The following is a 17,894-nucleotide window of genomic DNA, read 5'->3' on the forward strand; positions in this document are numbered from 1 at the left end:
GAATACCGTTTTATTCGGTTTCGCCAAAGGAGAATGATTGATGAAATCCCCCACCCCTTCTCGCCCGCAAAAAATGGCGTTAATTCCAGCCTGCATCTTTTTGTGTTTTGCTGCGCTATCGGTGCAGGCAGAAGAAACATCGGTAACGCCACAGCCGCCTGATATTTTATTAGGGCCGCTGTTTAATGATGTGCAAAACGCCAAACTTTTTCCGGACCAAAAAACCTTTGCCGATGCCGTGCCGAACAGCGATCCGCTGATGATCCTTGCTGATTATCGGATGCAGCAAAACCAGAGCGGATTTGATCTGCGCCATTTCGTTAACGTCAATTTCACCCTGCCAAAAGAGGGCGAGAAATATGTTCCGCCAGAGGGGCAGTCACTGCGCGAACATATTGACGGACTTTGGCCGGTATTAACGCGTGCTACCGAAAATACCGAAAAATGGGATTCTCTGTTACCGCTGCCGGAACCTTATGTCGTGCCGGGCGGACGTTTTCGCGAGGTATATTACTGGGACAGTTACTTCACCATGTTAGGACTTGCCGAAAGCGGTCACTGGGATAAAGTCGCGGATATGGTGGCCAATTTTGCTCATGAAATAGACACTTACGGTCATATTCCCAACGGCAACCGCAGTTACTATTTAAGCCGCTCGCAGCCGCCCTTCTTTGCCCTGATGGTAGAGTTACTGGCGCAGCATGAAGGCGATGCCGCGTTGAAACAATACCTGCCGCAAATGCAAAAAGAATATGCTTACTGGATGGACGGTGTTGAAAACCTGCAAGCCGGACAACAGGAAAAACGCGTTGTCAAACTTCAGGATGGTACCCTTCTCAACCGCTACTGGGACGATCGCGATACGCCACGACCAGAGTCATGGGTGGAAGATATTGCCACCGCCAAAAGCAATCCGAATCGACCTGCCACTGAAATTTACCGCGATCTGCGCTCTGCCGCTGCGTCTGGCTGGGATTTCAGCTCGCGCTGGATGGACAATCCGCAGCAGTTAAATACCTTACGCACCACCAGCATCGTACCGGTCGATCTGAACAGCCTGATGTTTAAAATGGAAAAAATCCTCGCCCGCGCCAGCAAAGCTGCCGGAGATAACGCGATGGCAAACCAGTACGAAACGCTGGCGAATGCCCGTCAAAAAGGGATCGAAAAATACCTGTGGAACGATCAACAAGGCTGGTATGCCGATTACGACCTGAAAAGTCATAAAGTGCGCAATCAGTTAACCGCGGCCGCCCTGTTCCCGCTGTACGTCAATGCGGCAGCGAAAGATCGCGCCAGCAAAATGGCGACGGCGACGAAAACACATCTGCTGCAACCCGGCGGCCTGAACACCACGTCGGTGAAAAGTGGACAACAATGGGATGCGCCAAACGGCTGGGCACCGTTGCAGTGGGTCGCGACAGAAGGATTACAAAACTACGGGCAAAAAGAGGTGGCGATGGACATTAGCTGGCACTTCCTGACCAATGTTCAGAACACCTATGACCGGGAGAAAAAGCTGGTGGAAAAATATGATGTCAGCGCCACCGGAACAGGGGGCGGCGGTGGCGAATATCCATTACAGGATGGCTTTGGCTGGACCAATGGCGTGACGCTGAAAATGCTGGATTTGATCTGCCCGAAAGAGCAACCGTGTGACAATGTTCCGGCGACGCGTCCACTCAGTGAATCAACAACACAGCCGCTAAAACAAAAAGAGGCGGAACCTACGCCTTAACTTTACTGTATATCGAGCAATGCCATTACATGCATAAAATTGGCATTGCTCTTTCTTCACCACGAAATACCACTCTTTCTACGGTCTATGCCTTTATTTTCTTTTATTAGAGAAGATTTTAATTTTATTTTATCAACTTGTTAATCATTACACCTCTATTTATATTTTCCCCCACTCCCCATTCTCCCTGACAATTTTCTTGTGGAACAAAGTGTTATTTAAGAAACAAGCAAATCATTCTGTCTCTTTAGACAAATTTTGACATCAAACATGATCTTTTTCGCTATATGTGTAAGTATATAGCGGTTTTAATTATCAGGATATTACTTATGTCACTAACCAGACGGAGGTTTACACAGATTCTTGCGTCGACATTGTTCCTGCATCATCTGCCGTCCTTTGCACAATCAGTCAAATTCTGGTCCTCACTGACGCTTCCCGAAGCCCAAAACATTACACGCATCGTCAGCGCAGGCGCGCCCGCCGATTTACTATTGCTGGCTGTCGCGCCAGAAAAAATGGTCGGTTTTTCCTCTTTTGATTTTGCCCGTCAGGCATTAATTCCATTGCCAGAGCACATTCGCCAGTTCCCCAGGCTGGGACGACTCGCCGGGCGCGCCAGCACACTCTCGCTGGAAGGGCTTATGGCGTTACATCCCGATTTGGTCGTTGATTGCGGCAATACGGATGAAACCTGGATCTCCCAGGCACGGCAGGTTAGCGAACAGACACAAATACCCTGGTTATTGCTTAACGGGAAACTGGAACAATCAGCAGAACAGTTAACAACGCTTGGCAAAACGTTAGGCGAAGAGCACCGCGCCGCAGAACAAGCCAATCTCGCCAGCCGCTTCGTTGGTGAAGCTCAGGCATTCGCCACCTCACCCGCCGCTAACCTCAGCTTTTATGCTGCGCGCGGTCCTCGAGGGCTGGAAACGGGCTTACAGGGTTCGTTGCATACCGAGGCGGCGGAATTATTAGGTTTGCACAACGTCGCGCAAATAGCCGATCGCCACGGTCTGACACAGGTTTCCATGGAAAATCTCCTGCGCTGGCAGCCGGATATTATTCTGGTTCAGGAGGCCGTTACTGCAGATTTTATTCGTCGTGATCCTCTCTGGCAGGGCGTGAAAGCGGTTGCGGAACAACGCATCTTATTTTTAAGTGGCCTGCCCTTTGGCTGGCTGGATGCCCCGCCGGGAATCAACCGTCTTCTGGGATTACGCAGACTTCACGCCTGGCTGGATCCCGCCATCAATCGCCAGTTTAAAAGTGACATGCAGCATTACGCCCAACTGTTCTGGCATTGTTCACTCAGTGACGCCGACTATCAAAAATTGGTGGCGAGCTAATGAGAACCGTAAACGGATGTATTTTGCTGCTGGCAGCTATCAGTATCACTTTTGCCGCCGTAAGTGGGGCTTATCATCTCGATATGCAGCAACTGCTGGCGCTCATTCTTCGTCAAGAAAATGTTCCTGTGCAGGAACAAATTGTCTTCTGGCAAATCCGCGTGCCGCGTATTCTTGCTGCGCTGTTTCTGGGCGCGGCGCTGGCAGGGGCTGGAACCACCTATCAGGGAATGTTCCGTAATCCCTTAGTGTCACCGGATATTTTAGGCGTCTCCGCCGGTGCCGGACTTGGTGCCTGCGCGGCAATCCTGTGGGGATTATCCATTGTTTACATCCAGCTGTACGCATTTTGCGGCGGGCTGATGGTGGTCGCGGGCGTCTGGTTGATTACGCGTCGGGTGACCCGCCACGATCCGATCTTAACCCTGGTGCTGGTAGGTATTGCGTTAGGCACGTTGTGCGGAGCGGGGATATCGCTAATAAAAACGCTGGCCGATCCTTACACCCAGTTACCGTCAATTACCTTCTGGTTGCTGGGGGGGCTGTCCACCGTGACCTTACGCGATCTCTGCTATGCTGCACCGATCATTCTCATAGGCTCCTTGCCCCTGTTTTTTCTCCGCTGGCGCATGAATTTACTCACACTTTCCGACGACGAAGCCCGTTCGCTGGGACTGAACGTGACACGTCTGCGCTTTGGATTGATTGTCTGCGCCACACTCATCACCGCCAGCACGGTAGCAATAGCGGGCATAATTGGTTGGGTCGGCCTGGTCGTTCCGCACATTGCCCGCTTGTTGACCGGTCATAACCATCAGCAGCTGTTGCCCATGGCAATGTGTACTGGCGCGATTCTGCTCCTGCTTACCGATACGCTGGCACGCAGCATTGGAACAACAGAAATCCCACTTGGCATTCTGACCGCTTTTGTTGGCGCACCGTTTTTCCTGTTTTTGTTGTTACGCGGAGGTCGCCAGTGACTTTGCTTGCCGTCCGTCATGCGTCTCTGGGTTACTCCCGCCATCCGGTGCTACGCGACGTGTCCTTCACCCTGTCGCAAGGAACAATTTGTTGTCTGTTAGGAGCCAATGGTTGCGGCAAAACCACACTCATGCGCTCCATTCTTGGCGTTATACCGTTATTAAAAGGCGAGATCTTACTGGATAGCCTCCCTGTGCAGACACTCAGCCATCGCCAGCGCGCGCAGGCTATTGCCTGGGTGCCGCAGGCGCACGACGGCATTTTTGCTTTTAGTGTGCTGGATATGGTGTTGATGGGCCTGGCCCCCACCATAGGCGCTTTTTCCGTTCCCGGTAAGCAAGAACGCCTGAAAGCAACGGAGCAACTGGAAAAGCTGGGCATTTTGCATCTGGCGACACGACGCTGGAATACGCTTAGCGGCGGTGAACGTCAGCTGGCTTTAATCGCCCGTGCACTCGTCCAGCAACCGCGCTTGTTATTACTGGATGAGCCTGCCTCCAGCCTCGATTTCGGTCATCAGATCCAACTACTGGACACGCTGGCGCAGCTCAAAAATAACGGCATGACAATGTTAATGTCGACTCATCATCCGCTCCATGCCAACGCCATTGCCGACAGCATTATCCAGGTAGAGCCAGATGGACGTGTAACACAAGGCTTACCGACCGAACAGTTAACAACGAAAAAACTGGCTGCCCTGTACCGGGTTTCTGCCGACCAGATTCACCATCACCTCTCTGCAATTAAGCACTAAGGAAAAATCATGCTCATTGATGATATTGATTTTGCAGACCTTTACCTTCAGCAACTCAGGCTGGCCCATCGCACAGAAAAAACGCCGGATCACTGGGATCAACGGGCGGAAAAAATGGCGGAAAATTGCGCCTCGCCTACGGACAGCTACCTGCAACAACTGACCGCTAAAATTGATCTGCAAGGCGCACAAACCTTATTCGATATGGGCTGCGGACCGGGTACCGTATCGCTGGCGCTGGCTGACAAACTCACGACGATTTATGGCGTTGATTACAGTCAGGGGATGCTGAACGTTGCCGCCCGTCGCGCCGCCGCGCTAAAGGCAGACAATGTCCACTGGATCCAGCGCGCCTGGGAAGAGGACTGGAGTGACCTGCCACGCTGCGATATTGCCGTGGCTTCCCGCTCCACTCTGGTGGCTGATATGCGCCAGGCAATGAGCAAACTGAATAATCAGGCACGGCTTCGCGTCTATACGACTCATCTGGTCAGCACCTCGTTCGTCTCTCCAGCCATTCAGCGGGCGGCTGGTCGGGAAGTGATCGAATTACCCAACTATATATTTGCGCTCAACGTCCTGTATCAGATGGGAATTTATGCCCACGTTGATTTTATCCGTGGACAAAATTGCCAACAGGATAACAGCACCTGGGAACGTTTTGAGCAGAACGTCAGCTGGAGTCTTGGCGCGCTTAACGACGATGAGCGTGAGCGGTTATATCACTGGTATCAACAACAAGATGCTCGTGCCCTCGCCCCTGCCAGCCGCGACTGGGCGCTCATCTGGTGGGATAGCGTACCGCAAGAGGCACTGCGATGATTTTCCTTTCTCAGGCACAAATCGATGCGTTACTTCTGGAAGATATCCAGGGCGGTGACCTGACCACGCGAGCATTAAATATTGGACACCAGCATGGCTATATAGAGTTTTTTCACCGTCAGGGCGGCTGCGTCAGCGGAATTTCTGTCGCGTGTAAGATGTTAACTACGCTGGGATTAACTATTGATAACGCGGTCAGCGACGGTTCACAAGCGAACGCGGGTCAGCGGCTAATCCGTGCGCAAGGTAATGCCGCAGCACTTCATCAGGGATGGAAGGCAGTCCAGAATGTGCTGGAGTGGAGTTGCGGTGTTTCTGATTATCTCGCTCAAATGCTGGCGTTACTTCGTGAACGTTACCCTGATGGCAATATCGCCTGCACCCGAAAAGCAATTCCGGGCACCCGCTTACTGGCCTCGCAGGCAATTCTGGCTGCCGGAGGACTGATTCATCGTGCCGGATGTGCGGAAACCATATTATTGTTTGCCAACCACCGTCATTTTCTTCATGACAATCAGGACTGGTCAGGCGCAATCAATCAGTTACGTCGCCACGCACCCGAGAAGAAAATAGTTGTTGAAGCCGACACGCCGAAAGAGGCAATCGCCGCGTTACGCGCGCAACCAGACGTACTTCAGCTCGACAAATTTAATCCGCAACAGGCAACTGAAATTGCGCAAATAGCACCGTCGCTGGCTCCTCACTGCACGCTGGCTCTGACCGGCGGAATTAATCTGACAACACTCAAAAATTACCTCGACTGCGGCATTCGCCTTTTTATTACCTCCGCGCCTTATTACGCGACACCAGCTGACATTAAAGTCAGTCTGCAACCCGCAGTCTCTATTTAATTCTTTGTTAAACGGAATTTATTCTATGAGACTCAAAAAACGTTATCTCTGCACAGCATTATCACTTGCCTTTACCCAGCAGGCCGTAGCGGCTCAGGAGAGTGACACGCTGACCGTATGGTCCAGTCCGGTATCATCGACGACGACCACCGTTCTCGATCAACCCACCATGAAGGCCCTGGATAAACAGAATGTCGCTCAGGCATTAAGTGTCGTCCCCGGCGTGGTGCTGCAAAAGTCAGGTAGCCGCAACGAAGAACAGGTCAAAGTTCGCGGCTTTGATAGTCGTCAGGTGCCAGTCTATTTCGACGGTGTGCCCATTTATGTTCCCTATGACGGCAACCTCGATCTGGCGCGGATTCTGACCAACAATTTGGGGGCAGTTGAAGTTTCCAAAGGGTATTCGTCGCTGCTTCAGGGGCCTAATCAGATGGGCGGAGCCATTAATATCACCACCCAGAAGCCAACAAAACCTCTGGAAGCAAATCTGGGATATCGCCAGGGATGGAGCCGTAGCCAGGACAATGCCTACGATATGCATGCTTCATTTGCCGCCAGCAGCGATCTGGGGTATTTGCAAGTCAGCGGTAGCCAGCTAAAGCAGGATTTTCTCGGCCTGCCGCATGGTGTAAATAATGATATTGCAGGCAAACACGGCAAGATGATTAATTCATCGGCTGATGATAAACGCGGCATTGTGAAGCTCGGTTTTACACCACGCGAAAACGATGAATACACATTGACTTACATTAAGCAGGATGGTGAAAAAGATAACCCGCCATACAGTGGAAATAGTGGTCAAAAATCACGCTACTGGCAGTGGCCAGAGTATGACAAAGAAAGTTTTTATTATCAGGGAACGACCCAACTAAACGATCGTTTTACCCTGAAAAGTCGGCTGTATCGCGACACCTTTGAAAATACGCTAATGATGTACAACTCGCTGGCTGATTTGAAAAATAAAAAAGGCAGCTACAGCCATTATTCCGATTACAGCGACGGTGCCGGGTTACAACTGGCAGCCGATGTGCGTGAAAACGATCTGCTGTCGTTTGCCGTTAACTGGAAAGATGACGTACACCGGGAAAAAGGTGCGCCACACGCCGCTTACGATCGCTATGAAGATCGTACCTGGTCGCTCGCCAGTGAATATCAATGGGCTGCTGCCGATAATGTCGATGTCGTGGCTGGAATCAGCTATGACTGGCGCGATAGCGTAGAAGCGAAAAAACATGAGAAAGATGGCAGTATCACCCATTATGACGACAACAATCAGTCAGCTTTTAACTGGCAGGTGATGGGGAAATACCACTTTGCCAATGAAGACACGCTGGCGCTTTCGTACTATGACCGCACACGCTTTCCGACGCTGAAAGAACGCTATACCACGTCCAAACCTGCGTATAACCAGATAGCGATTGTTAACCCGCAGCTCAAACCGGAACGCGCGCGCGGGGTGGATTTAACCTGGAATGGTGCCTTCACGCACGACTGGGGGTTTGAGGTCAGCGTTTACTATAACCGGGTGAGTGATGCCATCCTCTCGCACAATATCGATGCCGATACCATTCAAAATCAGAACAGCGGCACGGTGGATTACAGCGGTCTGGATGCCGGTATTAAGGGGAAAATCAGCAATATACTGGATGTAGGATTGAGCTACGCCCTGATCCACGCTGACGCCAAACGCAAAGACATCGGCAAGATAACCGATCTGCCAACGCAGACAATGACCGCATGGATGACTCTCAAACCGTGGGAGCCGTTAAGCGTAACGCTGTCGGAAGAGGCGCGTTCCTCCAGCTACAGCAACAGTGACGGTTCACAAAAAGCCGCCGGTTTTGCGGTGACCCACATTCGAGCCGATTACACCTTAGGTCATGGCTTCAGCGTCAATGCGTCGGTCAATAACCTGTTTGATACCAAATATGCCTACAGTGAAGGGTTTATTGAAGAAGGTCGCAATTTCTGGGCAGGTATCGCGTATACGTTCTGATGTGAAAGCGGATAGCGGCATCTGTATCGCTATCCGCCTTATGAAAATCTTATTCTCTTCGCAGGAGGCGGAATACGCCCAGCACCAGGATAGCGCCCACTACCGCCACCAGGAAGCTGTGCAGATTAAAACCACTGATGGAGCCGCCAATGCCAAACATGGTCGCCAGCCAGCCGCCGACCACCGCACCGACTATCCCGAGAATACAGGTCAGGAAAAATCCACCACCATCACGTCCCGGCATGATTAGCTTGGCGATTATGCCGGCTATCAGGCCAAAAATAATCCAGGCAATAATTCCCATGTTCAGGCCCTCGTTTCGATGAATCGGACGCAAGAAATGCTTACGTCAACGCTCTAAGTATAGGCAAGGGCGGGATCGATGCTGGGCGTATGTCGGCTGATTTAAGAACGACATGTAAAAAATATTCACGCATTTGTATTAAGTTTTGTTAACTGTGACCGATAAACCTAAGACAGTTTGTCAGTCAGGAGTTTTTCCGCGTGAGTCATTACCATGAGCAGTTCCTGAAACAAAATCCGTTAGCCGTCCTGGGCGTGTTACGCGATTTGCACAAAGCCGCAATTCCTTTGCGTATTAGCTGGAATGGCGGGCAGCTGATCAGCAAAATACTGGCAATAACTCCGGATAAACTGGTGCTGGATTTCGGCAGCCAGGCCGAAGACAACATCGCCGTGCTAAAGGCGCAGCACATTACCATTACCGCCGAAACTCAGGGTGCGAAAGTCGAGTTTACTGTTGAACAACTACAGCAGAGTGAATACTTGCAGCTTCCGGCATTTATTACCGTACCGCCTCCCACCTTGTGGTTTGTACAACGACGCCGATATTTCCGCATCTCCGCCCCACTCCATCCGCCTTATTTTTGCCAGACCAAACTGGCGGATAACAGTACGTTACGTTTCCGCCTGTATGATTTATCGTTAGGCGGCATGGGCGCATTACTGGAAACAGCAAAGCCTGCCGGATTGCACGAAGGCATGCGCTTCGCTCAGATTGAAGTCAACATGGGGCAATGGGGTGTTTTTCACTTTGACGCCCAGTTAATCTCCATCAGCGAGCGCAAAGTGATTGATGGCAAGAATGAAACCATCACCACTCCCCGTCTGAGCTTCCGTTTTCTTAACGTCAGCCCGACGGTGGAGCGGCAATTACAGCGGATTATTTTCTCTCTCGAGCGAGAAGCCCGGAAAAAAGCGGACAAAGTGCGCGACTGATTTACATCGCGTCCAGTGCCTGCTCAAGTTTGTAGATATAGCGCGGAGCCTGCGGCGCAGGATGATTTCGCGCTACGTGATCGAGGAACTCGTCAGCATCCAGATCGTTGATTTTGCTGATCGCCTTTTTCCGATCTGACGAGAAAGTCCGTAGCAGCGCACCTGCCCCGTTAGCATATGACACCACCAGCGCATATTGCAGTACCTTCGGATCTTCAATGCCTGCCAGCGGGCCGGTTTCCAGAATATTCAGGTAAGCCGCTCCCATTGAAATATTACGCTCCGGATTTTTCAGCTCGCTGGTCGTCGGCTCACCACTCCAGCCCATACGACGATATACATCACGTCCGGAGGTTGAAGCTTTTATCTGCATCAAACCAATGGCATTCGATTTACTCACCGCGTTCGGATTACCACCCGATTCGATAGCGATAATCGCCGTGATCAATTGTGGATCGACGCCCCAGGCTGCACCGGCTTTCTGGCTTATTGGCATCCACTGCATCGCACGTTGCACCGGAACTTTCGCGTTCCACGGCGGGTTCGTATAGTCATGCTTTGATGAACAACCCGCTAATAACACAATCAAAAAGGCAAACCATCTCAATTTCACTTCTTCTATCCTTATAGCCTGGAATCGCCGTTGAGGTGACAACGGCACACCTAAGCGGCATGATATACATTTCGTTTCTGTTGTCAGCAAGGAATTGCCATGTCTCTGTTTCACTTAATTGCCCCATCGGGTTACTGCATTAAACAGCACGCCGCGCTGCGTGGTATCCAGCGCCTTACCGACGCGGGGCATCAGGTCAATAACGTCGAGGTTATTGCCCGTCGTTGTGAGCGTTTTGCGGGTACGGAAACGGAGCGTCTGGAAGATCTCAATTCCCTTGCCAGACTGACCACCCCCAACACCATCGTGCTGGCTGTACGCGGCGGTTACGGTGCCAGTCGTTTACTGGCAGATATTGACTGGCAGGCACTAGTGGCTCGCCAACAACATGACCCGTTGCTCATTTGCGGACATAGCGATTTTACCGCCATTCAGTGCGGTCTTCTGGCGCATGGCAATGTCATCACCTTTAGCGGCCCCATGCTGGTAGCAAACTTTGGCGCGGATGAACTGAACGCCTTTACCGAGCACCATTTCTGGCTGGCGTTACGCAATGAAACCTTCACCATTGAATGGCAAGGGGAAGGCCCGACATGTCAGACCGAAGGCACGTTATGGGGAGGCAATCTCGCGATGCTGATTTCACTGATTGGTACACCGTGGATGCCGCAAATCGAAAACGGTATTCTGGTGCTGGAAGATATTAACGAGCATCCTTTCCGCGTCGAACGTATGCTGTTGCAGCTCTATCATGCTGGAATTTTGCCACGTCAGAAGGCGATTATTCTCGGTAGCTTTAGCGGCAGCACGCCCAATGATTATGACGCAGGTTACAACCTGGAGTCAGTGTACGCGTTTTTGCGTTCCCGCCTGTCGACTCCACTCATTACCGGCCTCGATTTTGGTCATGAACAACGTACGGTTACGCTGCCGTTGGGCGCACATGCCATTCTTAATAACACCCACGAAGGCACTCAGTTGACGATTAACGGTCATCCTGTTCTTAAAATGTAAAAAAATCACGCTTCAGGGCTAAGTAAAACGCTGTCTCTGCCGCTAATATGGTAGGGTTTATATAAGAGACAGCGTAATCAGGAGTAACCGACCGTTGGATGCCACAACAATAATTAGCCTTTTCATCTTAGGATCCATCCTTGTCACCAGCAGTATATTACTTAGTTCATTTTCTTCCCGTCTTGGCATTCCTATTCTGGTTATTTTTCTGGCGATCGGCATGCTGGCGGGAGTCGATGGCGTCGGCGGTATCCCGTTTGATAATTACCCCTTCGCCTACATGGTAAGTAACCTGGCGCTGGCGATTATTTTGCTCGACGGCGGAATGCGCACTCAGGCCAGTTCCTTTCGTGTGGCGTTAGGACCGGCACTGTCGCTGGCGACGCTGGGCGTACTTATCACCTCAGGTTTAACCGGCATGATGGCGGCGTGGCTGTTTAATCTTGATTTGATTGAAGGATTATTAATCGGCGCTATCGTCGGTTCCACCGATGCTGCAGCGGTCTTTTCTCTGCTGGGTGGTAAGGGGCTTAACGAACGTGTTGGCTCGACGCTGGAAATTGAATCCGGCAGTAATGATCCAATGGCGGTCTTTCTGACGATTACGCTGATTGCGATGATCCAGCAACATGAAAGCAGTGTCAGTTGGATGTTCGTGGTCGATATTCTGCAGCAATTTGGCCTCGGGATTGTCATCGGGCTTGGCGGTGGTTATTTACTGCTGCAAATGATTAATCGCATCGCCCTGCCCGCCGGATTATATCCATTGCTGGCATTAAGCGGCGGTATTTTAATTTTTGCTTTAACCACGGCGCTGGAAGGCAGCGGTATTCTGGCTGTTTATCTGTGCGGTTTTCTGCTGGGTAATCGCCCGATTCGCAACCGCTACGGCATTCTGCAAAATTTCGACGGCCTCGCCTGGCTGGCGCAAATCGCCATGTTCCTGGTGCTGGGGCTGTTGGTTAACCCAAGCGATCTGCTACCTATTGCCATTCCGGCGCTCATTTTGTCCGCATGGATGATTTTCTTCGCCCGTCCTCTTTCGGTATTTGCCGGATTGCTACCATTCCGTGGCTTCAATCTGCGTGAGCGCGTGTTTATCAGCTGGGTGGGATTACGCGGCGCGGTGCCGATTATTCTGGCCGTGTTCCCGATGATGGCGGGGCTGGAGAATGCACGTCTGTTCTTTAATGTCGCCTTCTTTGTGGTTCTGGTTTCACTGCTCTTGCAGGGAACATCACTCTCGTGGGCGGCGAAAAAAGCCAAAGTGGTGGTTCCGCCCGTCGGACGTCCGGTGTCACGCGTTGGCCTGGATATTCATCCGGAAAATCCGTGGGAGCAGTTTGTTTATCAATTGAGTGCCGATAAATGGTGCGTGGGCGCGGCACTGCGCGATTTGCATATGCCAAAAGAGACGCGTATTGCGGCACTGTTTCGTGATAACCAGCTGCTTCATCCTACCGGCAGCACCCGACTGCGCGAAGGCGATGTATTGTGTGTAATTGGTCGGGAACGCGATCTTCCGGCGCTCGGTAAACTGTTCAGCCAGTCGCCACCGGTCGCGCTGGATCAACGCTTCTTTGGTGACTTCATTCTCGAAGCCAGCGCCAAATATGCTGATGTGGCGCTGATATATGGCCTGGAAGACGGGCGAGAATATCGTGATAAGCAGCAAACGCTTGGTGAAATCGTCCAGCAGTTGTTAGGCGCGGCACCGGTTGTCGGTGACCAGGTAGAGTTTGCCGGGATGATCTGGACGGTGGCCGAGAAAGAAGATAATGAAGTGTTGAAGATTGGCGTACGGGTGGCTGAAGAGGAAGCTGAATCTTAAATTTAATGCAGCATCTATCGCCGGATGCGATGCTTTACTGACCGCTGCCTGAGCCTGTAATAAACTTGTCATTTCCTGATTTTGATATGTTCATTCCAACATCAGAAGAAAGTTAAATTATGGATGACAAACCATTGCAGGCTCTGGCTAATGAACTCAAAACACCGGCTCAAGAAAGTCAGCGTAAGGGTTTCTTCCGACTGCAACAGGTGAAGAAAAACCAGCCCCGCATTACCGGTATCCCCGTCAACCATCAGGGGCCCCTGCCTGACATCGCCTGAACATATTCCCCCACGCAACCTGCCGCACTGACGTAGCCCACACAATAGGCGTTTCATCCGCCTGTAGCACCGGATGCATGAGCGATTTCTTATAGTTATTCCTTTGCTTAATAACGATTATTTCCGGGTCGTTCGCTCTCGTATTTTCTTTAATACGTCAGAGCTACCTGGGCCGTAATACAGCATGTACCAGACCCGACACGGCATTTCTGACCAGGGAAAAAGTCAACGATGAGTAGTTATATCAGCGCAAATGACGTCCTGTGGCTCCTTTGCGGTGACCACATTCACGTCTCCGGCGCTGCCAGAGGATATTTATTTCAAGGATACGTAGCATTATGGCTAGCTTTAAAGACATCTGCCCATTCGCCCCCGCCATTCCTCCATCTTCCGTTAACCCAGGCGTACGACGCCCGCCAGGGCGGCTCTTCCTGTCGGCGGAACTCAAGAATCAAATTTTGCAGAACATGAAGTATCTCAGCCCGCAAAAATTCAGCTGGGGTGATGCCCCCTGGCAGATCATTGACCTTAGTACCGCGGGCAAAGTGAACATACAGGTGGACAACAATACCATCATCACGTTGGGGACTCCCCTGAATCAGCAACATAACGAGTTCATGATGGTCGCCAAATGGTGCGAATGGGCTATACAGCAGGATGGTTTGCAAGAAAACCTGCAAAAAAAACTGCACGAGGTCCTGGAAGAAAACCGGCAAAACAAACAGTCAGAAATTCCCCAAGAAGACCTGAAAGAAAGGCTGAAAGAAATCAAGGAAGATATCCTGAAAGAAAACCAGTCAGCAAGCCAGATTGAAGACCGGGCAGAAGCATTGCGCAGAATGAAGGAATGTCTCATAACAAGACAGAGTATGCTCGATCTTAGCAACCTTGGACTGACTTCACTCCCTGAAAATTTGCCTCCACATCTGATTGAATTTAACTGCAGTAGAAACATGTTGACCGCGTTACCGGAGGTAATGCCAAAGGGGCTGAGAGTGCTTGAATGTATGGAGAACTTTTTGATCTTGTTACCGAAGGTGCAGCCCCCGAAACTGATGGTACTGAAGTGCTATGAAAACTATATTATCTGGCTGCCTGAGCTGTCGACTAACCTGAGAGTGATTGACTGTTCTGAAAACTTCTTGCAATTTTTACCGCCGTCGATGCCCCAGTACCTGTATACACTGCGCTGTGCTTTCAACAGTATTAGCTTAATACCTGATGAGATGCTGGAGAACTTGACTCGCCTGAAGGTATTTGACTGTTCTAGTAACGATTTGATCTCTTCACCACGGCTGCCGCCCAAACTAATCATATACTACTGTGGAGAAAACCAGTTTAAAACTGTACCGGTGCCGCAGCCCCGAAGCCTGAAGGTGTTTAGCTGTAATGGTAACCCGTGGGACAAAGACAATTTACCGACGCTGCTCAAAGCCGTCGAGGGCCTGAAAAACCAGGAGGGTCTGGAGGAGCTTTTGGACTTTTTGCACAAGGAAGGTCTGGTTGACCTGGAAGGACTCGAGGAGCTGGAGGACCTGGATGACCTTATGGATCTGGAGTTCCTGGATGACCCGGAACTCCTGGAGCGCGTGAAGGTACAGGAGGACCTGGAGCTCCTGGATCAACAGTTGGGCCTGTTGAGTCTGGAAAAACAACAGGACTCGCAGCCTGTTAATCAACAATCTGAACATGAACCCGAATCTGCATCAAAGGTGAAGCGTGATTTATCTGAAGTCGACTCCGAGTCAACAATGAAGCGTAAGCGTTTTATGTAGAACGCCTGTGCGGTGAGTTCAGGTTCCGGGGAAATAGTGTCCATTCTTTTAATGGACACTATCATGGGCAATGGCTCTGTCACATTAACAACTACAGTTGCTGACCAGCCGGATGGATGATTTTTTTTTGCAACCAGAAGACGTTGCCTCCGATCCGGCTTACAACAAGTTACACCGTCACAACCGGGACGCGTAACGCCAGCGCGCACATCAACTCATAGCCCACCGTTCCGGCAGCGGCGGCGACATCATCAATCTTGATCTCCTTGCCCCACAGCTCAACCGGCGTACCAATACCGGCCTGCGGGCAAGGCGTTAAATCAACCGCCAGCATATCCATCGAGACGGTCCCCACCGTCATGGTGCGCACGCCGTCCACTAAAACAGGAGTACCGGTAGGCGCATGGCGCGGATAACCGTCGGCGTATCCTGCGGCGACAATGCCGATTCGCTGTTCATCGCGCGCAGTATAGCGACCGCCGTAGCCCACACGCTCGCCCGCTTTTAGCGTCTGGACACCAATAATCTCACTGCTTAGCGTCATCACCGGGCGTAATCCGGTATTGGCGATATCACGCCACTGACCGGACGGCGAAGCGCCATACAAAATAATGCCAGGCCGAACCCAGTCAAAATGCGCTTCCGGGTGCCACAGAGTCGCCGCCGAATTGGACAACGAACGCCGACACTCCAGCCCTTCCGCCGCCTGCTCAATACGCGCCATCGCGCTGGAAATTCCATCAGGATGTTCCGCCTCGGCAAAATGCGACATCAGGGTCATTTCGCCAACATTCGCCATCGCCCGCAACTGCTGCCAGACGGTAAGCACGCGATCGGGCTGGAAGCCCAACCGATTCATCCCACTGTTCACTTTAAGATAAATATCCAACGGTGCTTTTAGCCGTGCATTTTGCAGTGCTTTGAGCTGCCAGTTGCTGTGTACGCAGGTGGTCAGGCGGTGCTGGTCATAAATCTCCAGATCCTGAGCATGGAAAAATCCTTCCAGCATCAGGATCGGTCCTTTCCAGCCGCGCTCACGTAACGTTATTGCCTCTTCCAGGTTAAGTAATGCAAAGCCATCGGTGGCCCCGAGCGCGCTCCAGATACGCTCAATACCGTGCCCGTAAGCGTTCGCTTTTACCACCGACCAGACGCGCGCGCGCGGCGCGGCCTGGCGGACAATGGACAGATTCTGTTTTAATGCCTGCAGATCGAGGCTGGCCTGTATCGGACGGGTCATCTCGTTTCCTTAGCTGTGTGCGCCATGTAAATGGCCCGGGCGTGATGGCGTAAATCCACGGCTGTAGCGCGCTACGCTTAGATCTTCATACGGGATCGCTGGCGTGCGACCAGAGAGCAGATCGCTTAACAACTGACCGGAACCGCAAGCCATCGTCCAGCCGAGCGTGCCGTGACCGGTATTCAGCCACAGATTTTTAAAGCGTGTACGCCCGACAACCGGCGTGCCGTCTGGCGTCATCGGGCGCAGACCAGTCCAGAAAGTCGCCTGCTCGACATGACCGCCGCGTGGATAGAGATCGCGAACCACCATCTCCAGCGTTTCACGACGCGGTTGCAACAGCTCGGTATTAAAGCCAACAATTTCCGCCATTCCACCAACACGAATGCGGTTATCGAAACGGGTAATGGCGATTTTGTAGGTTTCATCAAGGATGGTAGACACCGGCGCACCATCTTCCTGTGCAATCGGAATAGTCAGCGAGTAGCCTTTCAGCGGATACACCGGAATATCAACAATGCCTTTGAGCATCGCCGTCGAGTAAGAACCAAATGCCATCACATATGCATCGGCCTTAATCACTTCATCGCCACACTTCACGCCGTAGATTTGCTCGCCGTCGCAAAGTAGTTGGTCAACGGGCGTATTAAAGCGGAATTTAACCCCCGCCTGCTCCGCCATCCGCGCCAGATTCTGGGTAAACAGCTGGCAGTCTCCGGTTTCATCATTGGGCAGCTGGAGCCCCCCCGTCAGTTTGTGCGCCACTTCTGCCAGCGCGGGCTCCACTTCCGCCAGACGGCTGGATTCCAGCAGCTGGTACGGTACGCCGGCATCTTCCAGCACGGCGATATCGCGGGTCGCATTTTCATACTGTTGTTCGGTACGGAACAGTTGCAGCGTCCCACCCTGACGCCCTTCATACTGAATATTGGTTTCGGCGCGCAATGCTTTCAGGCAATCACGGCTGTATTCCGCCAGACGCACCATCCGCCCTTTGTTTTCCATGTAGTGGCTGGTGTCGCAGTTACGTAACATTTGCCACATCCATTTCAACTGGAACTGCGTACCGTCGAGACGAACCGCCAGCGGCGCATGGCGCTGGAACATCCATTTAATCGCTTTTAAAGGCACACCTGGTGCCGCCCACGGTGCTGCATATCCGGGGGAGATTTGCCCGGCATTCGCGGCACTGGTTTCCAGGGCGGCCCCCGGCTCCCGATCAATGACGGTGACCTCATGTCCTGCCTGATTTAAGTACCAGGCGCTGGCAACGCCTACCACACCACTTCCCAGTATGACAACTCGCATAGCCACTCCGATAACGGTAGATACAGTAAAAGAATAATAATCTAATTACATCTTGATAACTCAGTTGAAAATATTATTCAACATACGGCTTTTTTATGG

The 17,894-nt window shown here is 51.7% G+C and carries 16 protein-coding genes; 12 read left to right on the forward strand and 4 right to left on the reverse strand.

What is annotated here, in order from left to right; genetic code table 11:
- Positions 1-40 precede the first annotated feature (40 nt).
- From treA to ACJHWR_RS11100, 7 genes are all read left to right on the forward strand, one after another.
- The gene (gene treA / locus ACJHWR_RS11070; RefSeq protein WP_000841922.1) at positions 41-1,738 is read left to right on the forward strand and encodes an alpha,alpha-trehalase; all 1,698 of its coding nucleotides are present in this window, start codon (positions 41-43) and stop codon (positions 1,736-1,738) included.
- A gap of 329 nt (positions 1,739-2,067) precedes the next feature.
- Positions 2,068-3,090: an iron ABC transporter substrate-binding protein gene (locus tag ACJHWR_RS11075; RefSeq protein ID WP_000060153.1), complete on the forward strand. Its 1,023-nt coding sequence runs from the start codon at positions 2,068-2,070 to the stop codon at positions 3,088-3,090.
- Entirely contained in the window at positions 3,090-4,070 is a 981-nt protein-coding gene (locus ACJHWR_RS11080; RefSeq protein ID WP_001261263.1) for a FecCD family ABC transporter permease, read from the forward strand. The genes ACJHWR_RS11075 and ACJHWR_RS11080 overlap by 1 nt, the downstream gene beginning before the upstream one ends.
- Entirely contained in the window at positions 4,067-4,825 is a 759-nt protein-coding gene (locus tag ACJHWR_RS11085; RefSeq protein WP_000173310.1) for an ABC transporter ATP-binding protein, read from the forward strand. Before ACJHWR_RS11080 ends, ACJHWR_RS11085 begins: the two co-directional genes overlap by 4 nt.
- Before the next feature lie 9 nt (positions 4,826-4,834).
- Positions 4,835-5,647, forward strand: coding sequence for a class I SAM-dependent methyltransferase (locus ACJHWR_RS11090; RefSeq protein ID WP_000904007.1), 813 nt, complete (start codon positions 4,835-4,837; stop codon positions 5,645-5,647).
- Positions 5,644-6,498: a ModD protein gene (gene modD / locus ACJHWR_RS11095; protein WP_000576819.1), complete on the forward strand. Its 855-nt coding sequence runs from the start codon at positions 5,644-5,646 to the stop codon at positions 6,496-6,498. The genes ACJHWR_RS11090 and modD overlap by 4 nt, the downstream gene beginning before the upstream one ends.
- A 25-nt stretch (positions 6,499-6,523) precedes the next feature.
- Positions 6,524-8,494, forward strand: coding sequence for a TonB-dependent receptor plug domain-containing protein (locus tag ACJHWR_RS11100; RefSeq protein ID WP_023141939.1), 1,971 nt, complete (start codon positions 6,524-6,526; stop codon positions 8,492-8,494).
- Between the two features lie 49 nt (positions 8,495-8,543).
- On the opposite strand, the gene ACJHWR_RS11105 is transcribed toward ACJHWR_RS11100, so the two are convergent.
- Positions 8,544-8,798: a GlsB/YeaQ/YmgE family stress response membrane protein gene (locus ACJHWR_RS11105; protein WP_000511315.1), complete on the reverse strand. Its 255-nt coding sequence runs from the start codon at positions 8,796-8,798 to the stop codon at positions 8,544-8,546.
- Positions 8,799-8,998: 200 nt separating this feature from the next.
- Between ACJHWR_RS11105 and ACJHWR_RS11110 the strand changes: the two genes are divergently transcribed.
- Positions 8,999-9,733, forward strand: coding sequence for a flagellar brake protein (locus ACJHWR_RS11110; protein WP_000020130.1), 735 nt, complete (start codon positions 8,999-9,001; stop codon positions 9,731-9,733).
- A 1-nt stretch (position 9,734) separates the two neighbouring features.
- On the opposite strand, the gene emtA is transcribed toward ACJHWR_RS11110, so the two are convergent.
- The gene (emtA, locus tag ACJHWR_RS11115; protein ID WP_001295994.1) at positions 9,735-10,346 is read right to left on the reverse strand and encodes a membrane-bound lytic murein transglycosylase EmtA; all 612 of its coding nucleotides are present in this window, start codon (positions 10,344-10,346) and stop codon (positions 9,735-9,737) included.
- 99 nt (positions 10,347-10,445) lie between these two features.
- On the opposite strand from emtA, the gene ldcA reads away from it, so the two are divergent.
- The 4 genes from ldcA (at position 10,446) to ACJHWR_RS11135 (ending at position 15,247) form a co-directional block, all read left to right on the forward strand.
- Positions 10,446-11,360 carry a muramoyltetrapeptide carboxypeptidase gene (gene ldcA / locus ACJHWR_RS11120; RefSeq protein WP_000051558.1) on the forward strand — a complete coding sequence of 305 codons (915 nt, stop codon included), beginning with the start codon at positions 10,446-10,448 and terminating at the stop codon, positions 11,358-11,360.
- Positions 11,361-11,454: 94 nt separating this feature from the next.
- Positions 11,455-13,191, forward strand: coding sequence for a potassium/proton antiporter (locus ACJHWR_RS11125; RefSeq protein WP_000340206.1), 1,737 nt, complete (start codon positions 11,455-11,457; stop codon positions 13,189-13,191).
- A 119-nt stretch (positions 13,192-13,310) separates the two neighbouring features.
- Positions 13,311-13,472, forward strand: a complete 162-nt coding sequence (locus tag ACJHWR_RS11130) for a hypothetical protein (protein ID WP_000342121.1) — start codon at positions 13,311-13,313, stop codon at positions 13,470-13,472.
- 338 nt (positions 13,473-13,810) lie between these two features.
- Entirely contained in the window at positions 13,811-15,247 is a 1,437-nt protein-coding gene (locus ACJHWR_RS11135; protein WP_000135820.1) for a hypothetical protein, read from the forward strand.
- 169 nt (positions 15,248-15,416) lie between these two features.
- Here ACJHWR_RS11135 and dadX read toward each other — a convergent pair whose 3' ends face one another.
- Together dadX and dadA are read right to left on the reverse strand one after the other, a co-directional pair.
- Positions 15,417-16,487 (reverse strand): catabolic alanine racemase DadX, encoded by a 1,071-nt coding sequence (gene dadX / locus ACJHWR_RS11140; protein ID WP_000197872.1) that lies wholly within the window; start codon positions 16,485-16,487, stop codon positions 15,417-15,419.
- 9 nt (positions 16,488-16,496) lie between these two features.
- Positions 16,497-17,795, reverse strand: coding sequence for a D-amino acid dehydrogenase (gene dadA, locus ACJHWR_RS11145; protein WP_001266908.1), 1,299 nt, complete (start codon positions 17,793-17,795; stop codon positions 16,497-16,499).
- Positions 17,796-17,894 lie beyond the last annotated feature (99 nt).

The organism is Escherichia sp. WS568, from assembly GCF_046486085.1.
GTDB lineage: Bacteria > Pseudomonadota > Gammaproteobacteria > Enterobacterales > Enterobacteriaceae > Escherichia > Escherichia coli.

Coding starts and splice junctions, on each gene's coding strand:
- dadA (WP_001266908.1), bottom strand. CDS start 17,795: ATGCGAGTTGTCATACTGGGAAGTGGTGTGGTAGGCGTTGCCAGCGCC.
- ACJHWR_RS11130 (WP_000342121.1), top strand. CDS start 13,311: ATGGATGACAAACCATTGCAGGCTCTGGCTAATGAACTCAAAACACCG.
- ACJHWR_RS11090 (WP_000904007.1), top strand. CDS start 4,835: ATGCTCATTGATGATATTGATTTTGCAGACCTTTACCTTCAGCAACTC.
- ldcA (WP_000051558.1), top strand. CDS start 10,446: ATGTCTCTGTTTCACTTAATTGCCCCATCGGGTTACTGCATTAAACAG.
- ACJHWR_RS11075 (WP_000060153.1), top strand. CDS start 2,068: ATGTCACTAACCAGACGGAGGTTTACACAGATTCTTGCGTCGACATTG.
- dadX (WP_000197872.1), bottom strand. CDS start 16,487: ATGACCCGTCCGATACAGGCCAGCCTCGATCTGCAGGCATTAAAACAG.
- modD (WP_000576819.1), top strand. CDS start 5,644: ATGATTTTCCTTTCTCAGGCACAAATCGATGCGTTACTTCTGGAAGAT.
- ACJHWR_RS11080 (WP_001261263.1), top strand. CDS start 3,090: ATGAGAACCGTAAACGGATGTATTTTGCTGCTGGCAGCTATCAGTATC.
- treA (WP_000841922.1), top strand. CDS start 41: ATGAAATCCCCCACCCCTTCTCGCCCGCAAAAAATGGCGTTAATTCCA.
- ACJHWR_RS11105 (WP_000511315.1), bottom strand. CDS start 8,798: ATGGGAATTATTGCCTGGATTATTTTTGGCCTGATAGCCGGCATAATC.
- ACJHWR_RS11135 (WP_000135820.1), top strand. CDS start 13,811: ATGGCTAGCTTTAAAGACATCTGCCCATTCGCCCCCGCCATTCCTCCA.
- ACJHWR_RS11100 (WP_023141939.1), top strand. CDS start 6,524: ATGAGACTCAAAAAACGTTATCTCTGCACAGCATTATCACTTGCCTTT.